Origin of the sequence: Microbacterium sp. F2 (assembly GCF_052274505.1) — a bacterium.
Lineage (GTDB): Bacteria > Actinomycetota > Actinomycetes > Actinomycetales > Microbacteriaceae > Microbacterium.
In genome coordinates, this window is sequence record NZ_JBNVBV010000006.1 from 101,324 (window position 1) to 118,966 (window position 17,643).

Here is a 17,643-nt window from a genome sequence, read left to right on the forward strand (position 1 = left end):
GGTCACTCTACCGAGCGGCATCGCGTCGCAGCAGTGCGACAGCCTCCATGTGATGCGAATGCGGAAACAGGTCGATGCCGCGCACCCGGTCGGCGCGGTATCCATGGTCGGCGAAGCGGGAGAGATCGCGGGCGAGAGCGACCGGGTCGCACGCGACATAGACGATGGATGCCGGCCCCAGAGCTGCCAGATCGTCGACCACGGCAGCACCCGCGCCGGTGCGGGGCGGGTCGAGCACGACGGTGCCGCGCGCGAGCCGTTGCCGGTCCCGGTCGCTGATCTTCTGGCGAAGTGCCCGTGTCCAGCGGTCTACCCGCGCCGTTTCCGCTCGCGCTCCGACCCATTCGGCGAGGTTCTCGCCGGCGTGCTCCGTGGCCCGCTCGTTCCCCTCGACCGAGGTGATACGCGCCGCGGGGCCGGCCAGGTCACCAAGAAGCGCCCCGAACAGACCGACGCCGCCGTAGAGGTCGAGGTGCCACCCGTCCGGGTCGACACCGTCAGCGAGTGCTTCGGCGACGACCGTTGTGAGGGTGGATGCCGCCAGGCGGTGAACCTGCCAAAACCCGCCGACATCGACGCGGAAGCGCCGGGCACCGACGTGTTCGACCACGACCTCGCTGTGTCGTCGGGCTGAGCCACCACGTCGATCGGCGGCGTCGGGGCGCGGAAGCACACGAACGTGGCCGTCGGCGGGCTGGACCAGGTCGACCCGCCCAGGTGCCGGACGCCCGAGCGCCGCGGCTGCCCGCTCGATCGCGGCCGTCGCCAGGGGCATGCTCTCGGTCGGAATGACGCGATGGCTCCGCGCGGCGTACGCACCCATACGACCGTCATCGTCCACGTGCAACGAGACCCGGGTTCGCCACCGCGTGCCATCGGGCTGCTCGGCAACGACGTGGTTGCCGACGGATGCTGCGCGCGGGCCCTCGAACTGGACGGGCACCTCCAGGTGGCCGGTGCGCTGCAGGGCTGTCGCGAGGATGTGCCGCTTGAGTTCGCGCTGGTGGCTGAGCTCGATATGACCGAACTCGGCGCCCCCGGGCCGATCTGCGGGATCGCGATCGACATCGGCTTCAGGCCAGATGTGGCGCTGGCGATGGGGCGATGGGTCGGTCACCTCGACGGTGTCCGCGCGCCAGAATGACGCCTTCGAGGCGTCGGTGAGCCGGGCGCGTACCCGTTCACCGGGGATCGCGTCTGCCGTGAACACCACGCGACCATCGAGCCTGCCGACGAACACGCCACCGTGTGCGGCATCCGTGATCTCGAGGTCGACGATCTGTCCCACTTCGCCGGTCATGCATCGAGGATCTCACGGCCCGCTACCGTGGAACGATGCGCGTCCTACTGGCATCGACCTCTCCCGCCCGGCGCGCTCTGCTGCGCCAGGCCGGTATCGAACCGCTCACCATGGCTCCGGAGGTCGACGAGGACGCGGTCATCCACGCCGTCGAGACCGCGGAAGGACGAACGCTGCCGCCCGATGAGCATGTGCTGCTGCTCGCGCGGCGCAAGGCCCTGGATGTCGTCGCGCGGCTCGCGCTCGACGACGCGGAGTTCGACGGACTCGTCATCGGCGGCGACTCGATGTTCGAGCTCGACGGCCGGGTCCTGGGCAAACCGCATGAGCCGTCAGTGGCGACTGAGCGGTGGCACGCGATGCGGGGGCGCACCGGCATCCTGCACTCCGGGCACAGTATGTATCGCGTCGTCCCGGGCCAGACTCCGATCGAAGCGCACGCAGTGGCTCGCGCGTCGGTGACGTTCGTCGACGACATGACGGATGCCGAGATCGACGCCTACGTCGCCACCGGCGAACCCCTTGCTGTTGCCGGCGCGTTCACGGTCGACAGTCTCGGTGGCCCGTTCATTTCCCGCGTCGAGGGCGACCCCTCAACAGTGGTCGGAATGTCGCTGTCGACACTGCGAAAACTGGTTCGAGAGCTCGGCGTCGCGTGGACGGACCTGTGGAATCGCTCGGAAGATTCAGCGCAGCATCCGTAGACCTCGCTGCACGTTCATCGGGGTTTCTTGTCGGATCAATCCAATTTCGCACCCGAGGGCCTCGGTAGGCTGACATCCATGCCTCACATCGCCAAGGTCCTCGTAGCGAACCGCGGCGAGATCGCCGTCCGCATAATCCGAGCAGCACGAGACGCCGGCAAGGGCTCGGTGGCGGTGTACGCCGACCAGGATCGCGACGCACTGCACGTCCGCCTCGCGGACGAGGCGTACGCGCTGGAGGGCGCAACGAGCGCCGAGACGTACCTCTCGATCGACAAGATCCTCTCTATCGCCCGGCGTTCGGGCGCCGACGCGGTCCACCCCGGCTACGGCTTTCTGGCCGAGAACGCTGATTTCGCACGTGCCGTGATCGCCGCCGGCCTGACCTGGATCGGCCCCTCTCCCGAGGCCATCGAGGCACTCGGCGACAAGGTCACCGCCCGCCATGTCGCCGAGAAGGTCGGCGCGCCGCTTGCCCCCGGCACCCCCGGGCCCGTCTCGGGGGCCGACGAGGTACTCGCGTTCGTCGATACCCACGGGTTGCCGATCGCGATCAAGGCAGCGTACGGTGGCGGCGGCCGCGGCCTGAAGGTCGCCCGCTCCCGCGACGAGGTTGCCGAGCTCTTCGAATCAGCGACGCGGGAGGCGATTACCGCCTTCGGGCGCGGCGAGTGCTTCGTGGAGAAGTACCTCGACCGACCCCGTCACGTCGAAACCCAGTGCCTCGCGGATGCCGAGGGCACTGTTGTCGTCATCTCCACCCGTGACTGCTCGCTGCAGCGGCGCCACCAGAAGCTGGTGGAAGAGGCGCCGGCACCGTTCCTGAGCGACGAGCAGCACCGCATCCTCGTCGAGTCCTCCAAAGCGATCCTGCGCGAGGTCGGCTACCTCGGCGCCGGCACGTGTGAGTTCCTCATCGGGGCCGACGGCACGATCTCGTTCCTGGAGGTGAACACGCGGCTCCAGGTCGAGCATCCCGTCTCGGAGGAGGTCACCGGGATCGACCTCGTCCGCGAACAGTTCCGCCTCGCCGAGGGCGAAGCGCTCGGCTACGACGACCCCGAAACTGTCGGCCACTCCATCGAGTTCCGCATCAACGGCGAAGACCCGGGTCGGAACTTCCTGCCCCAGCCCGGCGACATCCACGTCTTCAAGACCTTCGGTGGTCCCGGCATCCGCCTCGACTCGGGCGTGACAGCGGGCGACTCCGTCAGCGGTGCGTTCGACTCGCTGCTCGCGAAAATCATCGTGACCGGTCGCGATCGCGCCGAGGCGCTGGATCGCGCTCGGCGGGCACTCGACGAGTTCGAGGTGGCCGGGATGCCGACAGTGCTGCCCTTCCACCGCAAGGTCGTGCGCGACCCCGCCTTCACTGCCGAGGACGGTCAGTTCGGGGTTTACACGAGCTGGATCGAGACCGCGTTCGACAACGACATCCCGGCATGGGATGGCGAGATCGGCGCACCGCGCGCGGAGGAGCCGCGACACACCGTGGTCGTCGAGGTCGCCGGAAAGCGCCTCGAGGTGAGCCTGCCCGACCGCGTCGTGACGGCACCTGCCGGCCGCGGGCGCCCCGCTGTTGTGCCGCCGTCGCGCCGCTCGCACGCGGGCAACGCCGTGTCAGGCGCCTCGGGCGATGCGGTGATGGCGCCGATGCAGGCGACGGTTGTGAAGATCGCCGTCGAGGACGGTCAGCAGGTCGTCAAGGGTGACCTGGTGCTCGTTCTCGAGGCGATGAAGATGGAACAGCCGATTCAGGCGCACAAGGATGGCGTGATCGGCGCGATCAATGCCACACCCGGGGCGACAGTGTCGGCGGGGCATCCGCTGCTCACCATCTCCTGAAACGGCCCCCGCGTTCAGGCCTATTCTTCGGGCTCGTCGCGGTCGACGATGTGCATTGCGCGCGCGGCATCCGTGATGGTGCCGGCAAGCGACGGGTACACGGCGAATACCCGGGAGACCTGGTCGACCGTGAGGCGCCGCTCGACGGCGATCGCGATCGGGTAGATGAGCTCGGAGGCCCGGGGCCCGACGATGACGCCGCCGACGACCGTACCGCTGCCCTCGCGGGCGATGAGCTTGACGAAGCCGTCCGAGATCCCCATCATCTTCGCCCGGGGGTTCGACGACAGGGGCAGCTTGTGGACGACACCGCCGATGAGGCCTGCGGCGATGTCTTCCTCACCCCACCCGACGGTTGCAATCTCGGGCGCCGTGAAGATGTTGGCGGTGATGCGGCGCTTCTCGAGCGGGATGACGACATCACCGAACGCATGGAAGACGGCGGTACGCCCCTGCATCGCCGCGACCGAGGCCAGCGGGAAGAAGTTCGTGCAGTCGCCGGCGGCGTAGATGTTCGGGACGGAGGTTCGTGCCACTCGGTTGACGCGGATGTGGCCGCTCTGGGTCAGTTGCACACCCGCCTGTTCGAGGCCGATGCCCGCGGTGTTCGGAATCGAGCCAACCGCCATCAGGCAGTGGCTTCCCTCGACGCGCGTGCCGTCCGAGAGGGTCACGACAACACCGTCGCCTTCGCGCACCACCGACTTGGCTCGGGACTTGGGAAGAAGCGTCATCCCCCCGCGCAAAAAGACACTCTCGATGACAGCAGCGGCATCCTTGTCTTCGCCCGGCAGGACCTGGTCGCGGCTGGAGATGAGGGTGACCTTGGACCCCAGGTTCATGTACGCCGAGGCAAACTCCGCGCCGGTCACACCCGAGCCGACGACGATGAGATGCTCAGGCAGCGTCTTCATGTCGTAGAGCTGCGTCCAGGTCAGGATGCGTTCCCCGTCGGGCTTGGCGCTGGGAAGCTCCCGCGGCGAGGCGCCCACCGAGATCACAAGGGTGTCGGCTTCGATGCGGTCGAAGTCGGTGCCGCCGGGGCCCGTCGAGACGACCACAGCGTTGTCATCCTCAACGCGACCGTGCCCCTCGAGGATCGTGACCCCCGCCTGCAGCAGGGACGCACGCATGTCTTCGGACTGCTGGCGCGCCAGGGCGAGCAGCCGCTTATTGACCTGCGCGAGATTGATCGCGATTTCCGGCTTCAGAGGGCGCCCGTCGCCACCTTTGGCGAACAGTTGAACGCCGAGTTCCCCGGCGCCCGCGATAGCGACAGCAGCGTCAGCCGTCGCGATGAGTGTCTTGGACGGCACGACGTCGGTGATGACCGCCGATCCCCCAACGCCGGCCCGCTCGACGAGCGTGACATCCGCCCCTAGCTGCGCTGCCGCAAGCGCCGCCTCGTATCCGCCGGGGCCCCCGCCGATGATCGCGACGGATTGGGTGCGCTCGAAGCTCAAAGACATGCGTCCATTGTTTCAGGAAGCCCCCGTTGTTCCCGCCAGTCGCGGGTTCTTAGAGTAGGAGCATGTCAGACACGCTGAGCAACCCGCTCGATGATCCTCACGCCGACCCGTTCGAGGTCGCGCGAACCGCTGCATCCGATATTGCTCGTCTCACCGGCGTCGAGCACCATGACATCGCGCTGACCCTGGGCAGCGGCTGGGGCAAGGCAGCCGACCTCATCGGCGAGACCGTCGCGACGATTGCGGCGACGGATGTCACGGGCTTCAGTAAGCCGGCATTGGAAGGGCACGTGGGGTCGCTGCGCAGCATCCGTACCCCCAAGGGAAAGCATGTGCTCGTCATCGGTGCACGGACTCACTATTACGAGGGTCACGGGACGCGCCGTGTCGTGCACAGCGTGCGCACGGCTGCGGCGACCGGTGCGAAAACGATGGTGCTCACAAACGGTGCTGGCGGCATTAAACCGTCATGGAAACCGGGTCAGCCCGTGCTCATCAGCGACCACATCAACCTCACCGGCGCATCGCCCCTCGAGGGCGCGACGTTCATCGACCTCACCGACCTCTACTCGCTGCGACTGCGTGACGTTGCCCGGTTGGTGGATCCGACTCTCGACGAGGGCGTCTACTGCCAGTTCCGCGGCCCCCAGTACGAGACCCCGGCCGAGGTCCGAATGGCAAAGACGATCGGCGGACACATCGTCGGGATGTCGACCGCCCTCGAGGCCATCGCCGCGCGTCAAGCCGGCATGGAGATCCTCGGGTTCTCACTCATCACGAACATGGCTGCCGGCATCCAGACGACCCCGCTCAGCCACCAGGAAGTGATCGAGGCAGGCAAAGAGGCTGAGCCGGTGATTTCGGCGCTGCTGGCGCGCGTTATCGGCGAGCTGTGATGGGGGTGATCGACACCGCCCGGGCCTGGCTCGAGCAAGATCCCGATCCGGTCACGCGGGAAGAAATCGCCGCCCTGCTCGATGCCGCGAATGCCGGTGACGCCGCAGCGCTGGGCGACCTCGACGATCGCTTTGGCACCCGCCTCGCGTTTGGAACCGCGGGTCTGCGGGGTGCGCTGGGAGCCGGATCGAACCGGATGAACCGCGTCCTGGTGACACAGGCAGCGGCAGGGCTTGCCGCGTATCTGCGCGAGCGAGCAGGGGCTGATGCCACCCCGCGCGTCGTCATCGGGTATGACGGTCGCCGTAACTCCGATGTCTTTGCTCGCGACTCCGCCGAGATCTTCGCGGGGGCCGGGTTCGATGCCGTGCTGCTGCCCCGGCTGCTCCCGACCCCTGTGCTCGCGTTCGCCGTTCGCCATCTGGATGCCGCGGCCGGTGTCATGGTGACGGCGTCCCACAATCCGCCCGATGACAACGGCTACAAGGTGTACCTCGGCGGCGCTGACGCCGGGTCGCAGATCGTTTCGCCCGCGGATACCGAGATCGCGGCACACATCGATGCGGTGGCTGCTGGCGACATCCGTGATCTGCCGCGCAGCGCGGGGTACGAGATCGCGCCGGAGTCCGTGGTCGACGCCTACGTCGAGGCAACAGCGGCAGTAGCCCCCGCGGGTCCCGGAGCCGACGGGATGCAGTGGGTCTACACCGCGATGCACGGCGTCGGGTGGGAGACGCTCGCGCGCATCCTCGATGCTGCCGGATACCCGGCACCGACGCCGGTGGCCGCCCAGATTGAGCCCGACGGGCGGTTCCCGACCGTGTCATTCCCGAACCCCGAGGAGCCCGGGGCGATGGACCTCGCCTTCGAGACGGCTCGGGAGGTCGGGGCAGAGTTCATCCTCGCCAACGACCCCGATGCCGACCGCCTGGCTGTCGCGATCCCCGACCCGGCAGCGCCGGAGGGGTGGCGCCGGCTGACCGGAAACCAGATCGGGCTGCTGCTCGGGTGGCGGGCTGCGCGGGCGGCGGATGCGGCATCCGGCGCAACCCTCGCCTGTTCGCTGGTGTCCTCGCCAGGGCTGGCTGCCGTCGCCGAGCACTACGGGCTGGGGTTTGCCGCCACGCTCACTGGTTTCAAGTGGATTTCCCGCGCCCCGGGGATGATCTACGGGTTCGAGGAGGCTCTCGGGTACCTCGTCAATCCCGAGACCGTGCGCGACAAGGACGGGATCTCGGCTGCCGTCGCGATGCTCGGGATGATCGCCGAGGCTCGGGCATCCGGTCGCACGGTGGCCGACTTGTTGGCCGAATTCGACGCGACATTCGGAGCATTCGCCAGTGACCAGATCTCGCTGCGGGTAAGCGACCTGTCGCTTATCGGCAGGATGATGTCGGCGCTGCGCGCAACTCCCCCGGCGACGGTCGGCGGAATCTCGGTGGACCGGATCGACGACCTCCTGCACGGAGTCGACGGCCTTCCGCCCGGCGACGTGCTGCGCCTGTGGCTGGAGGACGGGTCTCGCATCATCATCCGTCCGAGCGGTACCGAGCCCAAGCTCAAGGTGTATCTGGATGTGCGGGCCGAGACGGCGGATGCGGCATCCGAGCGACTCGCAGCACTCGCCGACGGCGCCCGGGATCTGCTCGCCGCCGTCGGCTGACGCATACCGTGGCTAACTCCTCACATCCAGGTCCGGATACCGCTGCCGACGCTGCGAACGCTCGGGATGCCGGCGGAACTGAGGAGTTAGCTGCGGGTCACAGCTGGCGCTGGCGCGCGTGAACGGCCTCGAGAACGTCGACGAACAGCGGATGCTCCGGCCCGAGCCCGGTGATCCGGGTGACAGCGGCCGCGGCATCCGTGTCTCGAAGCAGCTGCTGGAGCTCCTGGGACTGCGGGTCCTCCGGGTCGTCGAACGCGAGCGCGGCACCAACCGCGGCCAAGAGGCCCGACACCGACATGCCGCGCTCCGCGGCCTCGGCTGCGGGACCGATGAACCGCTCGTGCCGTGACAGCTTGCGCAGCGGCTGGCGCCCGACCCGCCCGACGGTGTCGGGCAGCGCCGGGTTCTGGAATCGACGCAGAATCGTCGCCCGATAGTCGGCGAGCTCGTCGAGGGGAAGCTCGTGCTTGGCCGTCAGCAGCGCCGAGGTCTCTTCGAGCGCGGCGATGACCTGTCCTGCGATCGCCGGATCGGCAAGGGTCTGCGCGATCGTCACGTGCCCGGCGCGAGCTCCCAGGTACGCGGCTGCGACCCGTGGGCCTATGCCGCGAAGCTCTCGGGCATCGTCGAGTCGGGGACGACCGTCGTGATCACCAAGCCGTGGCTGAACCTCGCGTTCTTCGATCTCAGATCGCTTGGCGCCTTCACGAACCTTGCCCCGGACGTCGACACCTGGGCCGTTGGTGGCCACTCACTCGGCGGGGTTCGTGCCTGCCAGCTGACGCAGGATGCCGAGGCGCTGATTCTGTTCGCTTCCTACTGCGCGAACGACCTCAGCGCGTCGGGGTTGCCGGTGCTGAGCCTCGCCGGTGAGCTCGACGGCCTCTCGACTCCCGAGAAGATCGCGGATGCCCGCCCGCTCCTCCCGGCGGATGCCGACATGGTCGAGATCGCGGGTGCCGCGCACTCGTCATTCGGTGACTACGGCCTGCAGCCCGGCGACGGCACACCGACCATCTCCGATACCGACATGACCGAGACCCTCACGTCCGAGATCGACCACGTCTTCCAGACGCAGGTTGCTGATTGACACGCCCGCAGGGGGCACTGCGGCATCGATCGGTGGCTGCTGCGGGACTGCGCCAACTCCGCACATCTGCCGCCTCAGCGGCAGTTCCTGTCCGCTCGTGCCCTAACCCGAGGCAATCGTGAGGAGTTAGCAGCCACCGACCGGCGAGCGGCGCATCCGCCCACCGGACGCCACGGCCGCAGCCAACTCCTCATACTCGCCGTGCCGATGGACGTTTCAGCCTGGTAGCCCCGGCCGCGCCCCTCATTTTGCGGAGTTGGCAACGCCCTGCGGGCAAACACCCCGGGCGAGAACCGATCCTCCCCACGTCGCTCCTGAGAGCCGGTCTCCCCAGCGATGACATCCGTTGGCTGTTATCCCCATCACGACGGTTGACTCCACGCATGCCGAACGCACCGAGCGCGACATCCCCCGCCCTCCACCGCCAGATCCTGGAGACGTCGGACCTCCGCGCGCACGGCCTGTCGGAACGGCGCATCAGGTTGTTGGTTGATTCCGGGCAGCTCCTTCGCGTGAGGCGCGGCAAGTACCTCGCGGTCGATGCGCCACCATGCCTCTCCGAAGCGGCACGCTTGGGCGGTCGGCTGGACTGCGTCTCTCTGCTCCGCGAGGCAGGCATATTCATTGCATCCGAACCGCCGCTTCACGTGCAGCTCGACATCGGCGCGAGCCGGCTGCCAGCGCGCCCGCACCACGTCGTCGCACACTGGCGCGCCACCGGAGCCCAGCGCTGTTCGCCGATCACGCCCTGGATTGAGGCCCTCGCGCAGGCCTGCCGGTGCCAGGATCCGCGATCCGCCGCCGCGACGCTCGACAGCGCATGGCATCGGGGACTTGTCGACGAAGCAGAACTGCAGGAGGTCTTCGCGCGTCTTCCGCTGCGTTACCGAGCACTCCGCGGGCTCCTCGATCGACGGGCGGAGTCCGGCACCGAGTCGCTCATGCGGCTCATCCTCCGCACGCTCGGATGCGACATTCGTGTGCAGCAGCACATTGCCGGGGTCGGACGGGTCGATTTCGTCGTCGATGGCTGGCTGATCATCGAATGCGACAGTGAAGCGCACCACGCGGGCTGGGAGGCTGCAAAGCGCGATCGGCGCCGCGATATAGCGGCGGCGACTCTCGGCTACACGACGATCCGGCCGATCGCGGAAGACATCCTGCATCACCGAGATGAGCTAACCGCGACGCTTCGCACGATCATCGAGCGAGGTAATCCCGTTCGTGCTCGTCGTCGCTAACTCCGCAAGACCACGAGGTTCTGCGGACTCGCGAGATCTGCGGATGCATGACTTGCCCGCTCGTGAGGAGTTAGCTGCGCGATAGGCGTCGCCGCTCGTCCCCATCCAGCGTCAGCACGACCGGTCGCGCCTTCGCCGACGTTCACGCCGTCGCGGTAGCTAACTCCGCAAATCCGGGCTGGATGCCGCCGCGACGCCATCGTCGACGGGGATGATGGACCGATCTTGAGGAGTTAGCGACCCTCGTCCGCAACCTCTGGCCTGCGACCGCAGCCGCAGCCGCTTAGCGGTCGAAGCCCTCGCCGATGAGTTCGATGAGTTCCTCGCGCTCCTCGACCGGCAGGAAGGCACCGGCCGCGGCGTTGAGCTGGAAGACTTCGAGGTCGTCGAGGCCGTACTCGAAAGCGTCGGCGAGGATGGCCAGCTCACGAGTCAGCGACGTCCGGCTCATCGTGCGGTTGTCGACATTGACCGTCACCGAGAAGCCCAGCTGGTAGAGCAGGTCGAAGGGGTGATCGGCGAGCTCCTCGCCCCACGCCGAGATCGCTCCGGTCTGCAGGTTCGAAGTCGGCGACAACTCGAGCGGAATCTCGCGGTCACGCACCCAGCGGGCAAGGTCACCGAACTGAACCAGCACCTCGTCACCCGCGCGGGAGACGACATCGAGGTCTTCAGCGATCCGCACCCCGTGGCCGAGGCGCAGCGCTCGCCCATCGAGCAGGGCCGAACGGATCGAGTCCAATCCGGCGGCCTCACCCGCGTGGACGGTGACGGGGAAGAACTCGCTGGCGAGGTAGTCGAACGCCTCACGGTGGCGGGAGGGGAGGAATCCGTCTTCGGGGCCTGCGATGTCGAACCCGACAGCCCCGCGCTCACGCCACTGCACGGCCAGCCGCGCGATCTCCAGGGACCGGTCGGTGTGCCGCATCGCGGTGATCAGCTGCCCGACACGGATGTCGTGACCTGCCTGCTCTGCGGCATCCTCACCCTCCTCGATGCCGTCCTGTACGGCCTCGACGACTTCCTCGAGCGACAGCCCACCCGACAGGTGCTGCTCGGGCGCCCACCGCACCTCGCCGTAGATCACACCGTCGGCGGCGAGGTCCTCGACGAACTCACGGGCAACGCGAGTGAGCCCCTCGCGGGTCTGCATGACCCCGACGGTGAGGTCGAAGGTCTTGAGGTACTCGACGAGCGAGCCCGAGTCGGAGCGCTCGGCGATCCAGTCGGCGAGATCGTCAGCGGTGTCTTCGGGAACCTCAAGACCGACCTCGTCGGCAAGCTCCAGAATCGTCGCCGGCCGCACACCGCCGTCGAGGTGGTCGTGCAGCGACACCTTGGGGAGCTTGCGGATCGACATCCCCTGCAAGACGTGGTCACCGTGCTGATCGATCGACATGAGGGCTCCTGGAAGAAGGGGGATGGCTGTGGCGGGGAAGAACGAAGGATGCTTAGGCGGTGATGCGTTCGAGAACGAGGGGGGTGCGCGAGACCTCGGCCTCCCCAATCTCCCATGCGTTCTCGAGCGCGTCCAGTGCTCGCGGGAACCGCGCGGCATCCTGCGCCGAGAGCGTGAAGAGCGGGGCGCCGGATGCCACGGAGTCGCCCGGCTTGACGTGAAGGTCGATACCCGCGGCATGGATGACGGGGTCCTCGGCGCGTGCACGACCGGCACCCAGCCGCCACGCGGCGATTCCGAACGGCAGGGCCTCCATGCGGGTCACGATCCCCGCGCGAGGCGCGGTCACGGTGTGCGTCTCGCGCGGGGCGGGCAGCTCGGCGTCCGGGTCCCCGCCCTGGGCGAGGATCATCGCGCGCCACGAGTCCATGGCGCGTCCATCGGCGAGCGCCGCCTCGACGTCAGCATCCGGCTGGCCCGCCAATGCGAGCATTTCTCGGGCCAGAGCGAGGGTGAGTTCCACGACGTCGGCAGGTCCGCCGCCTGCGAGCACCTCGACGGATTCCCTGACCTCGTTCGCATTGCCGATCGCAAGGCCGAGCGGCGTGTCCATGTTGGTCAGCAGCGCTGTCGTGGCCACCCCGGAGTCAGTGCCCAGCGCCACCATCGTGCGTGCGAGTTCGCGGGCACGATCCACGTCGCGCATGAACGCACCTGAGCCGAACTTCACATCCAGCACGAGCGAGTCAGTGCCCTCGGCGATCTTCTTCGACATGATGCTCGAGGCGATGAGGGGGATGGCCTCGACGGTGCCAGTGACATCGCGCAGCGCATAGAGCTTCTTGTCGGCAGGAGCAAGGCCGGATCCGGCGGCGCAGATCACGGCACCCACGTCCCGCAGCTGCGCCGTCATCTCCTCGTTCGAGAGCGCCGCGCGCCAGCCCGGGATGGACTCGAGCTTGTCGAGAGTTCCGCCGGTGTGCCCGAGGCCTCGCCCCGACAGCTGCGGCACGGCGACGCCGAAGGATGCCACCAGTGGCGCGAGCGGCAGCGTGATCTTGTCACCCACCCCGCCCGTCGAGTGCTTGTCGACGGTGGGCTTGCCGAGTCCCGCGAAGCTCATCCGCTCCCCCGAGGCGATCATCGCGTCGGTCATGACCCGGATCTCGTCACGCTGCATGCCGTTGAGGAGCGTGGCCATCGCGAACGCTGCCATCTGCGCGTCAGCGACGTATCCGCGGGTGTAGGCGTCGACCATCCACCGCAGTTCGGGTTCGGGAACGGCGCCTCCGTCGCGCTTGATACGGATGACGTCAACGGCGTCGAACGGCTCCATCGGGGCCTCGGTCATGCGCGTACCTCCTCGAGGTCGCGGGGCCCGAAGGCATCCGGGAGCACTTCATCGATCGTGCGGATGCCCGAGACGGTGTGCAGCAGCATCCCGGGTGCGGAGTGCTCGTAGAGGAGCTGTCGGCACCGGCCGCACGGCATGATGATCTGCTCCTGCCCGTTGACGCACACGAACGCGGTGAGTCTGCCGCCACCGCTCATGTGCAGTGCCGAGACGAGTCCGCATTCGGCGCACAGCCCAACGCCGTACGAGGCATTCTCGACGTTGCATCCGACCACGATGCGTCCGTCGTCGACGAGCGCAGCGGCTCCGACCGAATAGTTCGAGTACGGGGCGTAGGCGTGGCGCATTGCCGAGATCGCCTCGGTGCGCAGCCCGTCCCAATCGATGTCTGTCATGCGGATCCTCCCGGCTCACGCAGGTGTCAGCGCCCCCGCTGGTGGCGAGGGCGCTGATCCCGTCATTCCTTGATGTAGGGCTTTCCGTCGGCTGCCGGCGCCCGCGAGCGTCCGACGACACCGGCGACGACGAAGATCGTGACGACGTACGGCAGCATGAGCATGAACTCGCTCGGCACCGGCGATCCGACGATGCTGAGGGTGTTCTGCAGGCTCGACGCGAACCCGAACAGCAGCGCCGCGAGCGTCGCCTTGATCGGGTCCCACTGGCCGAAAATGACGGCCGCGAGCGCGATGAAGCCGGCGCCGGCTGTCATCTCCTTGTTGAAGGCGATGCCGTTTCCGATCGTGAACACTGTGCCGCCGAGGCCCGCGATGGCGCCGGCGAGCAATACGTTCCAGAACCGGGTCGCATTGACCTTGATGCCGACGGTGTCAGCGGCCTGCGGGTGCTCACCGACGGCGCGCAGGCGCAGACCCCAGCGGGTGTGGAACATGCCCACGTAGACCGCCGCCACGGCGATGTACATCAGGTACACGATGATGGTCTGGTTGAACAGCACCGGCCCGATGACGGGGATGTCGGCAAGCAGCGGAATCGGCATCCGGTCGAACCGCGGCGGGCTGTTGAGGGTCGCACCGTTGGGCTGCAGCACCTGCGAGTACAGGAAGCTCGTCAACCCGATCACGAGGACGTTCAGCACGACACCGACGATGACCTGATCGACGAGGTACTTGATGGCGAACGCTGCGAGGATGAAGGCCACGAGAACTCCGGCGACCATCGCCGCGAGAAGGCCGAGGAGAGGCTGACGAGTCGCCGAGGCAACGACGGCGGCGGTGAACGCCCCCGCCAGGAGCTGACCTTCGATCGCGATGTTCACCACTCCGGCACGCTCGCCGATCACGCCGCCCAGGGCACCGAAGATGAGCGGAACGGCGAGTCCGAGCGAGCCCATCAGAAGTCCCGTGACCGGGATCGCCGCGCCCGCCGCAGCCCAGGTAAGGAACCCGACGACGATCGCCAGGATGTAGACGATCACGATCCACAGCGGCGAGCGCGCGAAGGCTCGGACGAAGAACACGGATGCGACAGTCAGCAGTGCCAGCAGCACGACGCAGACCCACGCGGTCGCCATGACGGGCACGGCGAGTTCGGGCAGCTGAATCGCGTCGGTGGGTGTTGACAACCGGAAGGTCGTGACCCCCTCCCGCGGCGCAACGAGCAGCAGGATGGCAAAAAGCGCCGTGAAGATCGTGAGCGCGATCGGAACCTTCCAGCTGCGAATCTTCTCGGGCTGGGCGGTCACCAGCGGGGCGATGGGTACGGTCCCTTCGCCCGTGGGAGATGCGGTCGTGCTCATGCAGCACCCCCTTCGGCGCGGGCTTGCGCTTTCAGCTGCTTCTGCCGCGCCTTCTCACGCTTGCGCCGGTCGCGCTCGGGTGAAGGCAGGAAGAAGATCGTACGCACGAGCGGTGGTGCCGCGATGAACAGCACGATCAGCGCCTGGACCACCGTGACGATCTCGACCGGAATCTGCTCGGCAGCCTGCATCGAGTACCCACCGGCCTTGAAAGCACCGAACAGGATGCCGGCCGCGAACGTCCCCCACGGAGTGGAACGCCCCAGCAGCGCGACCGTGATGGCGTCGAATCCGATACCGGCGTCGATGTCAGCCGAGAAGCCGGTCGTCACCGTTCCCAGCACCTGGTTGACACCGGCGAGACCGATCAGTGCCCCGGAGATGAGCATGCCGTAGACGTACATGCTCGAGACCTTGATGCCGGCTACCCGTGCGGCGTTCGGGTTCTCCCCGACGGCACGGAACTGGAAGCCGAGGCTCGATCGCGACAGGATCCACCACACGAGCACCGTCGCGCCGATCACCAGGATGAACCCGAAGTGCAGGTTGTAGGAGGGCCCGAGCAGATCCGGGAACACCGCGGTGTCTTTCATCGCCGGCGTCTTGGGGTTGCTCGATCCGGGTGCCTGCAGCAGGCCAGGCGTGCGCAGCATCCACGAAATCAGATAGAACGCGATGTAGTTGAGCATGATCGTCACGATCACCTCGTGCGCACCGGTGCGCGCCTTGAGAAGACCCGCGATACCGGCCCACAGCGCACCGGCGATCAGGCCCGCGATGAGAGCGACGACCATGTGGATGCCCCAGGGCAGGTCGAGCGAGAACGCGACCCATCCGGCCGCCGCCGAGGCCATCAGCATCTGACCGCGACCACCGATGTTGAACATGCCGATGCGGAACGCGAGGGCGACACCGAGGCCCGCCGCGATCAGCGGCGTCGCGAAGGTGAGCGTCTCGGTGATGGGCTTGATGGCTCGCTCGAAAGTGGGGGCGTTGAAGTTGTAGATCGCACCCTGGAAGAGGGCAATGTAGGCGCCGCTCACGGCATCCCACACGGCGGCGATGGTGTCCATCGGGCGTGCGAAGAAGTACGCGGATGCCGCCTGCACGTCTTCGTCGGTGAACGCGATCATGATGCCGCCGACGATCAGGGCCAGAAGCACAGCGAGCACGGAGATGATCGCGTTGCCCTGGGTGATGCGACGGAAGGTCTCGTGCCACTTCCCGGGGGGCGGGACCTCCTCGAGACCGGGCTTCGAGCTATGCGTGGGCTCGGATGCCGTCGTGCTCATGCTGCGGCTCCTTCCGTGCTCGGGGTCTCCCCGGCCATCATGAGGCCCAGGACTTCGCGCGGTGTGTCCCCCGGAACGATGCCGACGATGCGTCCGCGGTACATCACCATGATCCGGTCCGCGAGGGCGACGACTTCGTCCAGTTCCGTGGATACGACGACCACGGGGATGCCGGCATCCCGCGTCTGCACGACACGCTTGTGGATGAACTCGATGGAACCGACATCCACGCCGCGCGTCGGTTGCGCGGCGACCAGCAGCGCCAGCTCGCGACTGAGCTCACGAGCGAGCACGACCTTCTGCTGATTGCCACCCGAGAGGGTACCGACGGGAGTATCGACGCCCTGTGCGCGGACGTCGAACTCCTCGAACTTCTCCTGCGCGAACGCTGCCAGTGCGGCGCGCTGCACGGTGCCCGCCTTCACGAACGGAGCACCGTGAGCGCGATCGAGCATGAGGTTTTCGGCGATCGTGAACGGGCCGACGAGGCCATCTTCCTTGCGGTCCTCCGGCACGAACCCGACGCCGGTGTCCAGGATGCCGCGGACGCTCCGGCCGATGAGCTCGGTTCCGTTGAGCGTGGCAGAGCCCCGCACGATCTCCTGGAGGCCGACCAGCGCCTCCGTGAGTTCGGTCTGCCCATTGCCTTGCACACCCGCGACGGCGAGGATCTCGCCACCGCGGACCTCGAAACTGACGTCGTCGACGATGGGGTGGCCGGTGTGGTCGAGCACCGACAGGTGCGAGACCACGAGAGCGGAGTCGCGCAGTTGCGGCGGATCCTTGTGGACCGTGAGTTCGACGGCCCGGCCGACCATCATCGACGCGAGCTCGGCGTTCGATGACTCGGGCGATGCTTCGCCGACGACCTTGCCGAGGCGGATGACGGTGATGCGGTCAGCCACTTCGCGGACTTCGCGAAGCTTGTGGGTGATGAAGACGATGGAGGCGCCGGCGTCCTTGAGCTGGCGCATGATCGCCATGAGCTCGTCGGTCTCTTGCGGCGTGAGCACGGCGGTCGGCTCATCGAAGACGAGGACCTTCGCGTCCCGCGAGAGCGCCTTGATGATCTCAACGCGCTGCTGCACCCCGACGGGCAGCTCCTCGACGAGCGCGTCGGGGTCGACGTCGAACCCGAACCGCTCCGAGATCTCCCGGACGCGCTGCCGGGCCGCATTCAGGTCGAGGAACCCTCCCGCTTTGGTGGATTCGTGACCGAGCATCACGTTCTCAGCGACGGTGAACACCGGGATCAGCATGAAGTGCTGGTGCACCATGCCGATGCCCGCGCGCATGGCGTCGCCGGGACCGTGAAAGTTCTGGACGTGATCGTCGAGGAGGATCGTGCCCTCGTCGGCCTGGTACAGACCGTAGAGAACGTTCATCAGCGTTGACTTGCCGGCGCCGTTCTCGCCGAGGAGACAGTGAATCTCTCCGGGTTCGACCACGAGATCGATGTGGTCGTTTGCGACGAGGCTGCCGAACCGCTTGGTGATCCCGCGGAGTTCGAGCTTCATGATGCCGATCCTAGGAGACAGGTCGGGTCGGCGCACCGAAATGCGTGGCCGACAGGCGGGCGGTGAGGGGCGATAACGACAGTGGCGGGGAGGCTGGATACCCAGCCTCC

At 67.4% G+C, this 17,643-nt stretch carries 14 protein-coding genes and 1 pseudogene; 6 read left to right on the forward strand and 9 right to left on the reverse strand.

Translation table 11 applies throughout. The annotated features are described in order from the left end of the window. Positions 1–7: 7 nt before the first annotated feature. A complete protein-coding gene (locus tag ACQVDU_RS11720) occupies positions 8–1,300 on the reverse strand; it encodes a class I SAM-dependent RNA methyltransferase (RefSeq protein WP_443477201.1) in 1,293 nt (430 codons plus the stop codon). Positions 1,301–1,335: 35 nt separating this feature from the next. On the opposite strand from ACQVDU_RS11720, the gene ACQVDU_RS11725 reads away from it, so the two are divergent. Then, on the forward strand, positions 1,336–2,004 hold the full coding sequence (locus tag ACQVDU_RS11725; RefSeq protein WP_443477202.1) for a Maf family protein: 669 nt from the start codon (positions 1,336–1,338) through the stop codon (positions 2,002–2,004). A gap of 78 nt (positions 2,005–2,082) precedes the next feature. Next, the gene (locus ACQVDU_RS11730) at positions 2,083–3,849 is read left to right on the forward strand and encodes an acetyl/propionyl/methylcrotonyl-CoA carboxylase subunit alpha (protein ID WP_443477203.1); all 1,767 of its coding nucleotides are present in this window, start codon (positions 2,083–2,085) and stop codon (positions 3,847–3,849) included. 20 nt (positions 3,850–3,869) lie between these two features. Here the strand turns inward: ACQVDU_RS11730 and ACQVDU_RS11735 are convergent, their stop codons facing one another. Then, complete coding sequence (locus ACQVDU_RS11735; protein WP_292711689.1) at positions 3,870–5,318, reverse strand: NAD(P)H-quinone dehydrogenase; 1,449 nt, start codon at positions 5,316–5,318, stop codon at positions 3,870–3,872. A gap of 62 nt (positions 5,319–5,380) precedes the next feature. On the opposite strand from ACQVDU_RS11735, the gene ACQVDU_RS11740 reads away from it, so the two are divergent. Together ACQVDU_RS11740 and ACQVDU_RS11745 are read left to right on the forward strand one after the other, a co-directional pair. Next, entirely contained in the window at positions 5,381–6,214 is an 834-nt protein-coding gene (locus ACQVDU_RS11740; RefSeq protein WP_443477204.1) for a purine-nucleoside phosphorylase, read from the forward strand. Next, positions 6,214–7,878, forward strand: coding sequence for a phospho-sugar mutase (locus ACQVDU_RS11745; RefSeq protein ID WP_443477269.1), 1,665 nt, complete (start codon positions 6,214–6,216; stop codon positions 7,876–7,878). The genes ACQVDU_RS11740 and ACQVDU_RS11745 overlap by 1 nt, the downstream gene beginning before the upstream one ends. A 97-nt stretch (positions 7,879–7,975) precedes the next feature. On the opposite strand, the gene ACQVDU_RS11750 is transcribed toward ACQVDU_RS11745, so the two are convergent. Continuing rightward, a complete protein-coding gene (locus tag ACQVDU_RS11750) occupies positions 7,976–8,437 on the reverse strand; it encodes a hypothetical protein (protein WP_443477205.1) in 462 nt (153 codons plus the stop codon). Here ACQVDU_RS11750 and ACQVDU_RS11755 point away from each other — a divergent pair. Together ACQVDU_RS11755 and ACQVDU_RS11760 are read left to right on the forward strand one after the other, a co-directional pair. After that, positions 8,438–8,971 (forward strand): annotated as a pseudogene (locus ACQVDU_RS11755) (alpha/beta hydrolase); the annotation flags it as partial. A gap of 383 nt (positions 8,972–9,354) precedes the next feature. Continuing rightward, positions 9,355–10,212, forward strand: coding sequence for a type IV toxin-antitoxin system AbiEi family antitoxin domain-containing protein (locus ACQVDU_RS11760; protein ID WP_443477206.1), 858 nt, complete (start codon positions 9,355–9,357; stop codon positions 10,210–10,212). A 283-nt stretch (positions 10,213–10,495) separates the two neighbouring features. On the opposite strand, the gene ACQVDU_RS11765 is transcribed toward ACQVDU_RS11760, so the two are convergent. The 6 genes from ACQVDU_RS11765 to ACQVDU_RS11790 all read right to left on the reverse strand — a co-directional run bounded on the left by ACQVDU_RS11765 (position 10,496) and on the right by ACQVDU_RS11790 (position 17,533). Next, positions 10,496–11,611 carry an adenosine deaminase gene (locus ACQVDU_RS11765; RefSeq protein ID WP_443477207.1) on the reverse strand — a complete coding sequence of 372 codons (1,116 nt, stop codon included), beginning with the start codon at positions 11,609–11,611 and terminating at the stop codon, positions 10,496–10,498. A gap of 52 nt (positions 11,612–11,663) precedes the next feature. Continuing rightward, positions 11,664–12,962: a thymidine phosphorylase gene (locus ACQVDU_RS11770; RefSeq protein ID WP_443477208.1), complete on the reverse strand. Its 1,299-nt coding sequence runs from the start codon at positions 12,960–12,962 to the stop codon at positions 11,664–11,666. Then, positions 12,959–13,360 carry a cytidine deaminase gene (locus ACQVDU_RS11775; RefSeq protein WP_443477209.1) on the reverse strand — a complete coding sequence of 134 codons (402 nt, stop codon included), beginning with the start codon at positions 13,358–13,360 and terminating at the stop codon, positions 12,959–12,961. Before ACQVDU_RS11775 ends, ACQVDU_RS11770 begins: the two co-directional genes overlap by 4 nt. Positions 13,361–13,422: 62 nt before the next feature. Then, the gene (locus ACQVDU_RS11780; RefSeq protein ID WP_443477210.1) at positions 13,423–14,724 is read right to left on the reverse strand and encodes an ABC transporter permease; all 1,302 of its coding nucleotides are present in this window, start codon (positions 14,722–14,724) and stop codon (positions 13,423–13,425) included. Further along, entirely contained in the window at positions 14,721–16,016 is a 1,296-nt protein-coding gene (locus tag ACQVDU_RS11785; RefSeq protein WP_292711651.1) for an ABC transporter permease, read from the reverse strand. The genes ACQVDU_RS11780 and ACQVDU_RS11785 overlap by 4 nt, the downstream gene beginning before the upstream one ends. Next, positions 16,013–17,533: an ABC transporter ATP-binding protein gene (locus tag ACQVDU_RS11790; protein ID WP_443477211.1), complete on the reverse strand. Its 1,521-nt coding sequence runs from the start codon at positions 17,531–17,533 to the stop codon at positions 16,013–16,015. Before ACQVDU_RS11790 ends, ACQVDU_RS11785 begins: the two co-directional genes overlap by 4 nt. Between the last annotated feature and the right edge of the window lie 110 nt (positions 17,534–17,643).

Excerpts from the sequence above, each read along its gene's own strand:
- ACQVDU_RS11740 (WP_443477204.1), top strand. The coding sequence starts at position 5,381 with ATGTCAGACACGCTGAGCAACCCGCTCGATGATCCTCACGCCGACCCG.
- ACQVDU_RS11770 (WP_443477208.1), bottom strand. The coding sequence starts at position 12,962 with ATGACCGAGGCCCCGATGGAGCCGTTCGACGCCGTTGACGTCATCCGT.
- ACQVDU_RS11760 (WP_443477206.1), top strand. The coding sequence starts at position 9,355 with ATGCCGAACGCACCGAGCGCGACATCCCCCGCCCTCCACCGCCAGATC.
- ACQVDU_RS11790 (WP_443477211.1), bottom strand. The coding sequence starts at position 17,533 with ATGAAGCTCGAACTCCGCGGGATCACCAAGCGGTTCGGCAGCCTCGTC.
- ACQVDU_RS11745 (WP_443477269.1), top strand. The coding sequence starts at position 6,214 with ATGGGGGTGATCGACACCGCCCGGGCCTGGCTCGAGCAAGATCCCGAT.
- ACQVDU_RS11780 (WP_443477210.1), bottom strand. The coding sequence starts at position 14,724 with ATGAGCACGACCGCATCTCCCACGGGCGAAGGGACCGTACCCATCGCC.
- ACQVDU_RS11725 (WP_443477202.1), top strand. The coding sequence starts at position 1,336 with ATGCGCGTCCTACTGGCATCGACCTCTCCCGCCCGGCGCGCTCTGCTG.
- ACQVDU_RS11785 (WP_292711651.1), bottom strand. The coding sequence starts at position 16,016 with ATGAGCACGACGGCATCCGAGCCCACGCATAGCTCGAAGCCCGGTCTC.
- ACQVDU_RS11735 (WP_292711689.1), bottom strand. The coding sequence starts at position 5,318 with ATGTCTTTGAGCTTCGAGCGCACCCAATCCGTCGCGATCATCGGCGGG.
- ACQVDU_RS11775 (WP_443477209.1), bottom strand. The coding sequence starts at position 13,360 with ATGACAGACATCGATTGGGACGGGCTGCGCACCGAGGCGATCTCGGCA.
- ACQVDU_RS11730 (WP_443477203.1), top strand. The coding sequence starts at position 2,083 with ATGCCTCACATCGCCAAGGTCCTCGTAGCGAACCGCGGCGAGATCGCC.
- ACQVDU_RS11765 (WP_443477207.1), bottom strand. The coding sequence starts at position 11,611 with ATGTCGATCGATCAGCACGGTGACCACGTCTTGCAGGGGATGTCGATC.
- ACQVDU_RS11720 (WP_443477201.1), bottom strand. The coding sequence starts at position 1,300 with ATGACCGGCGAAGTGGGACAGATCGTCGACCTCGAGATCACGGATGCC.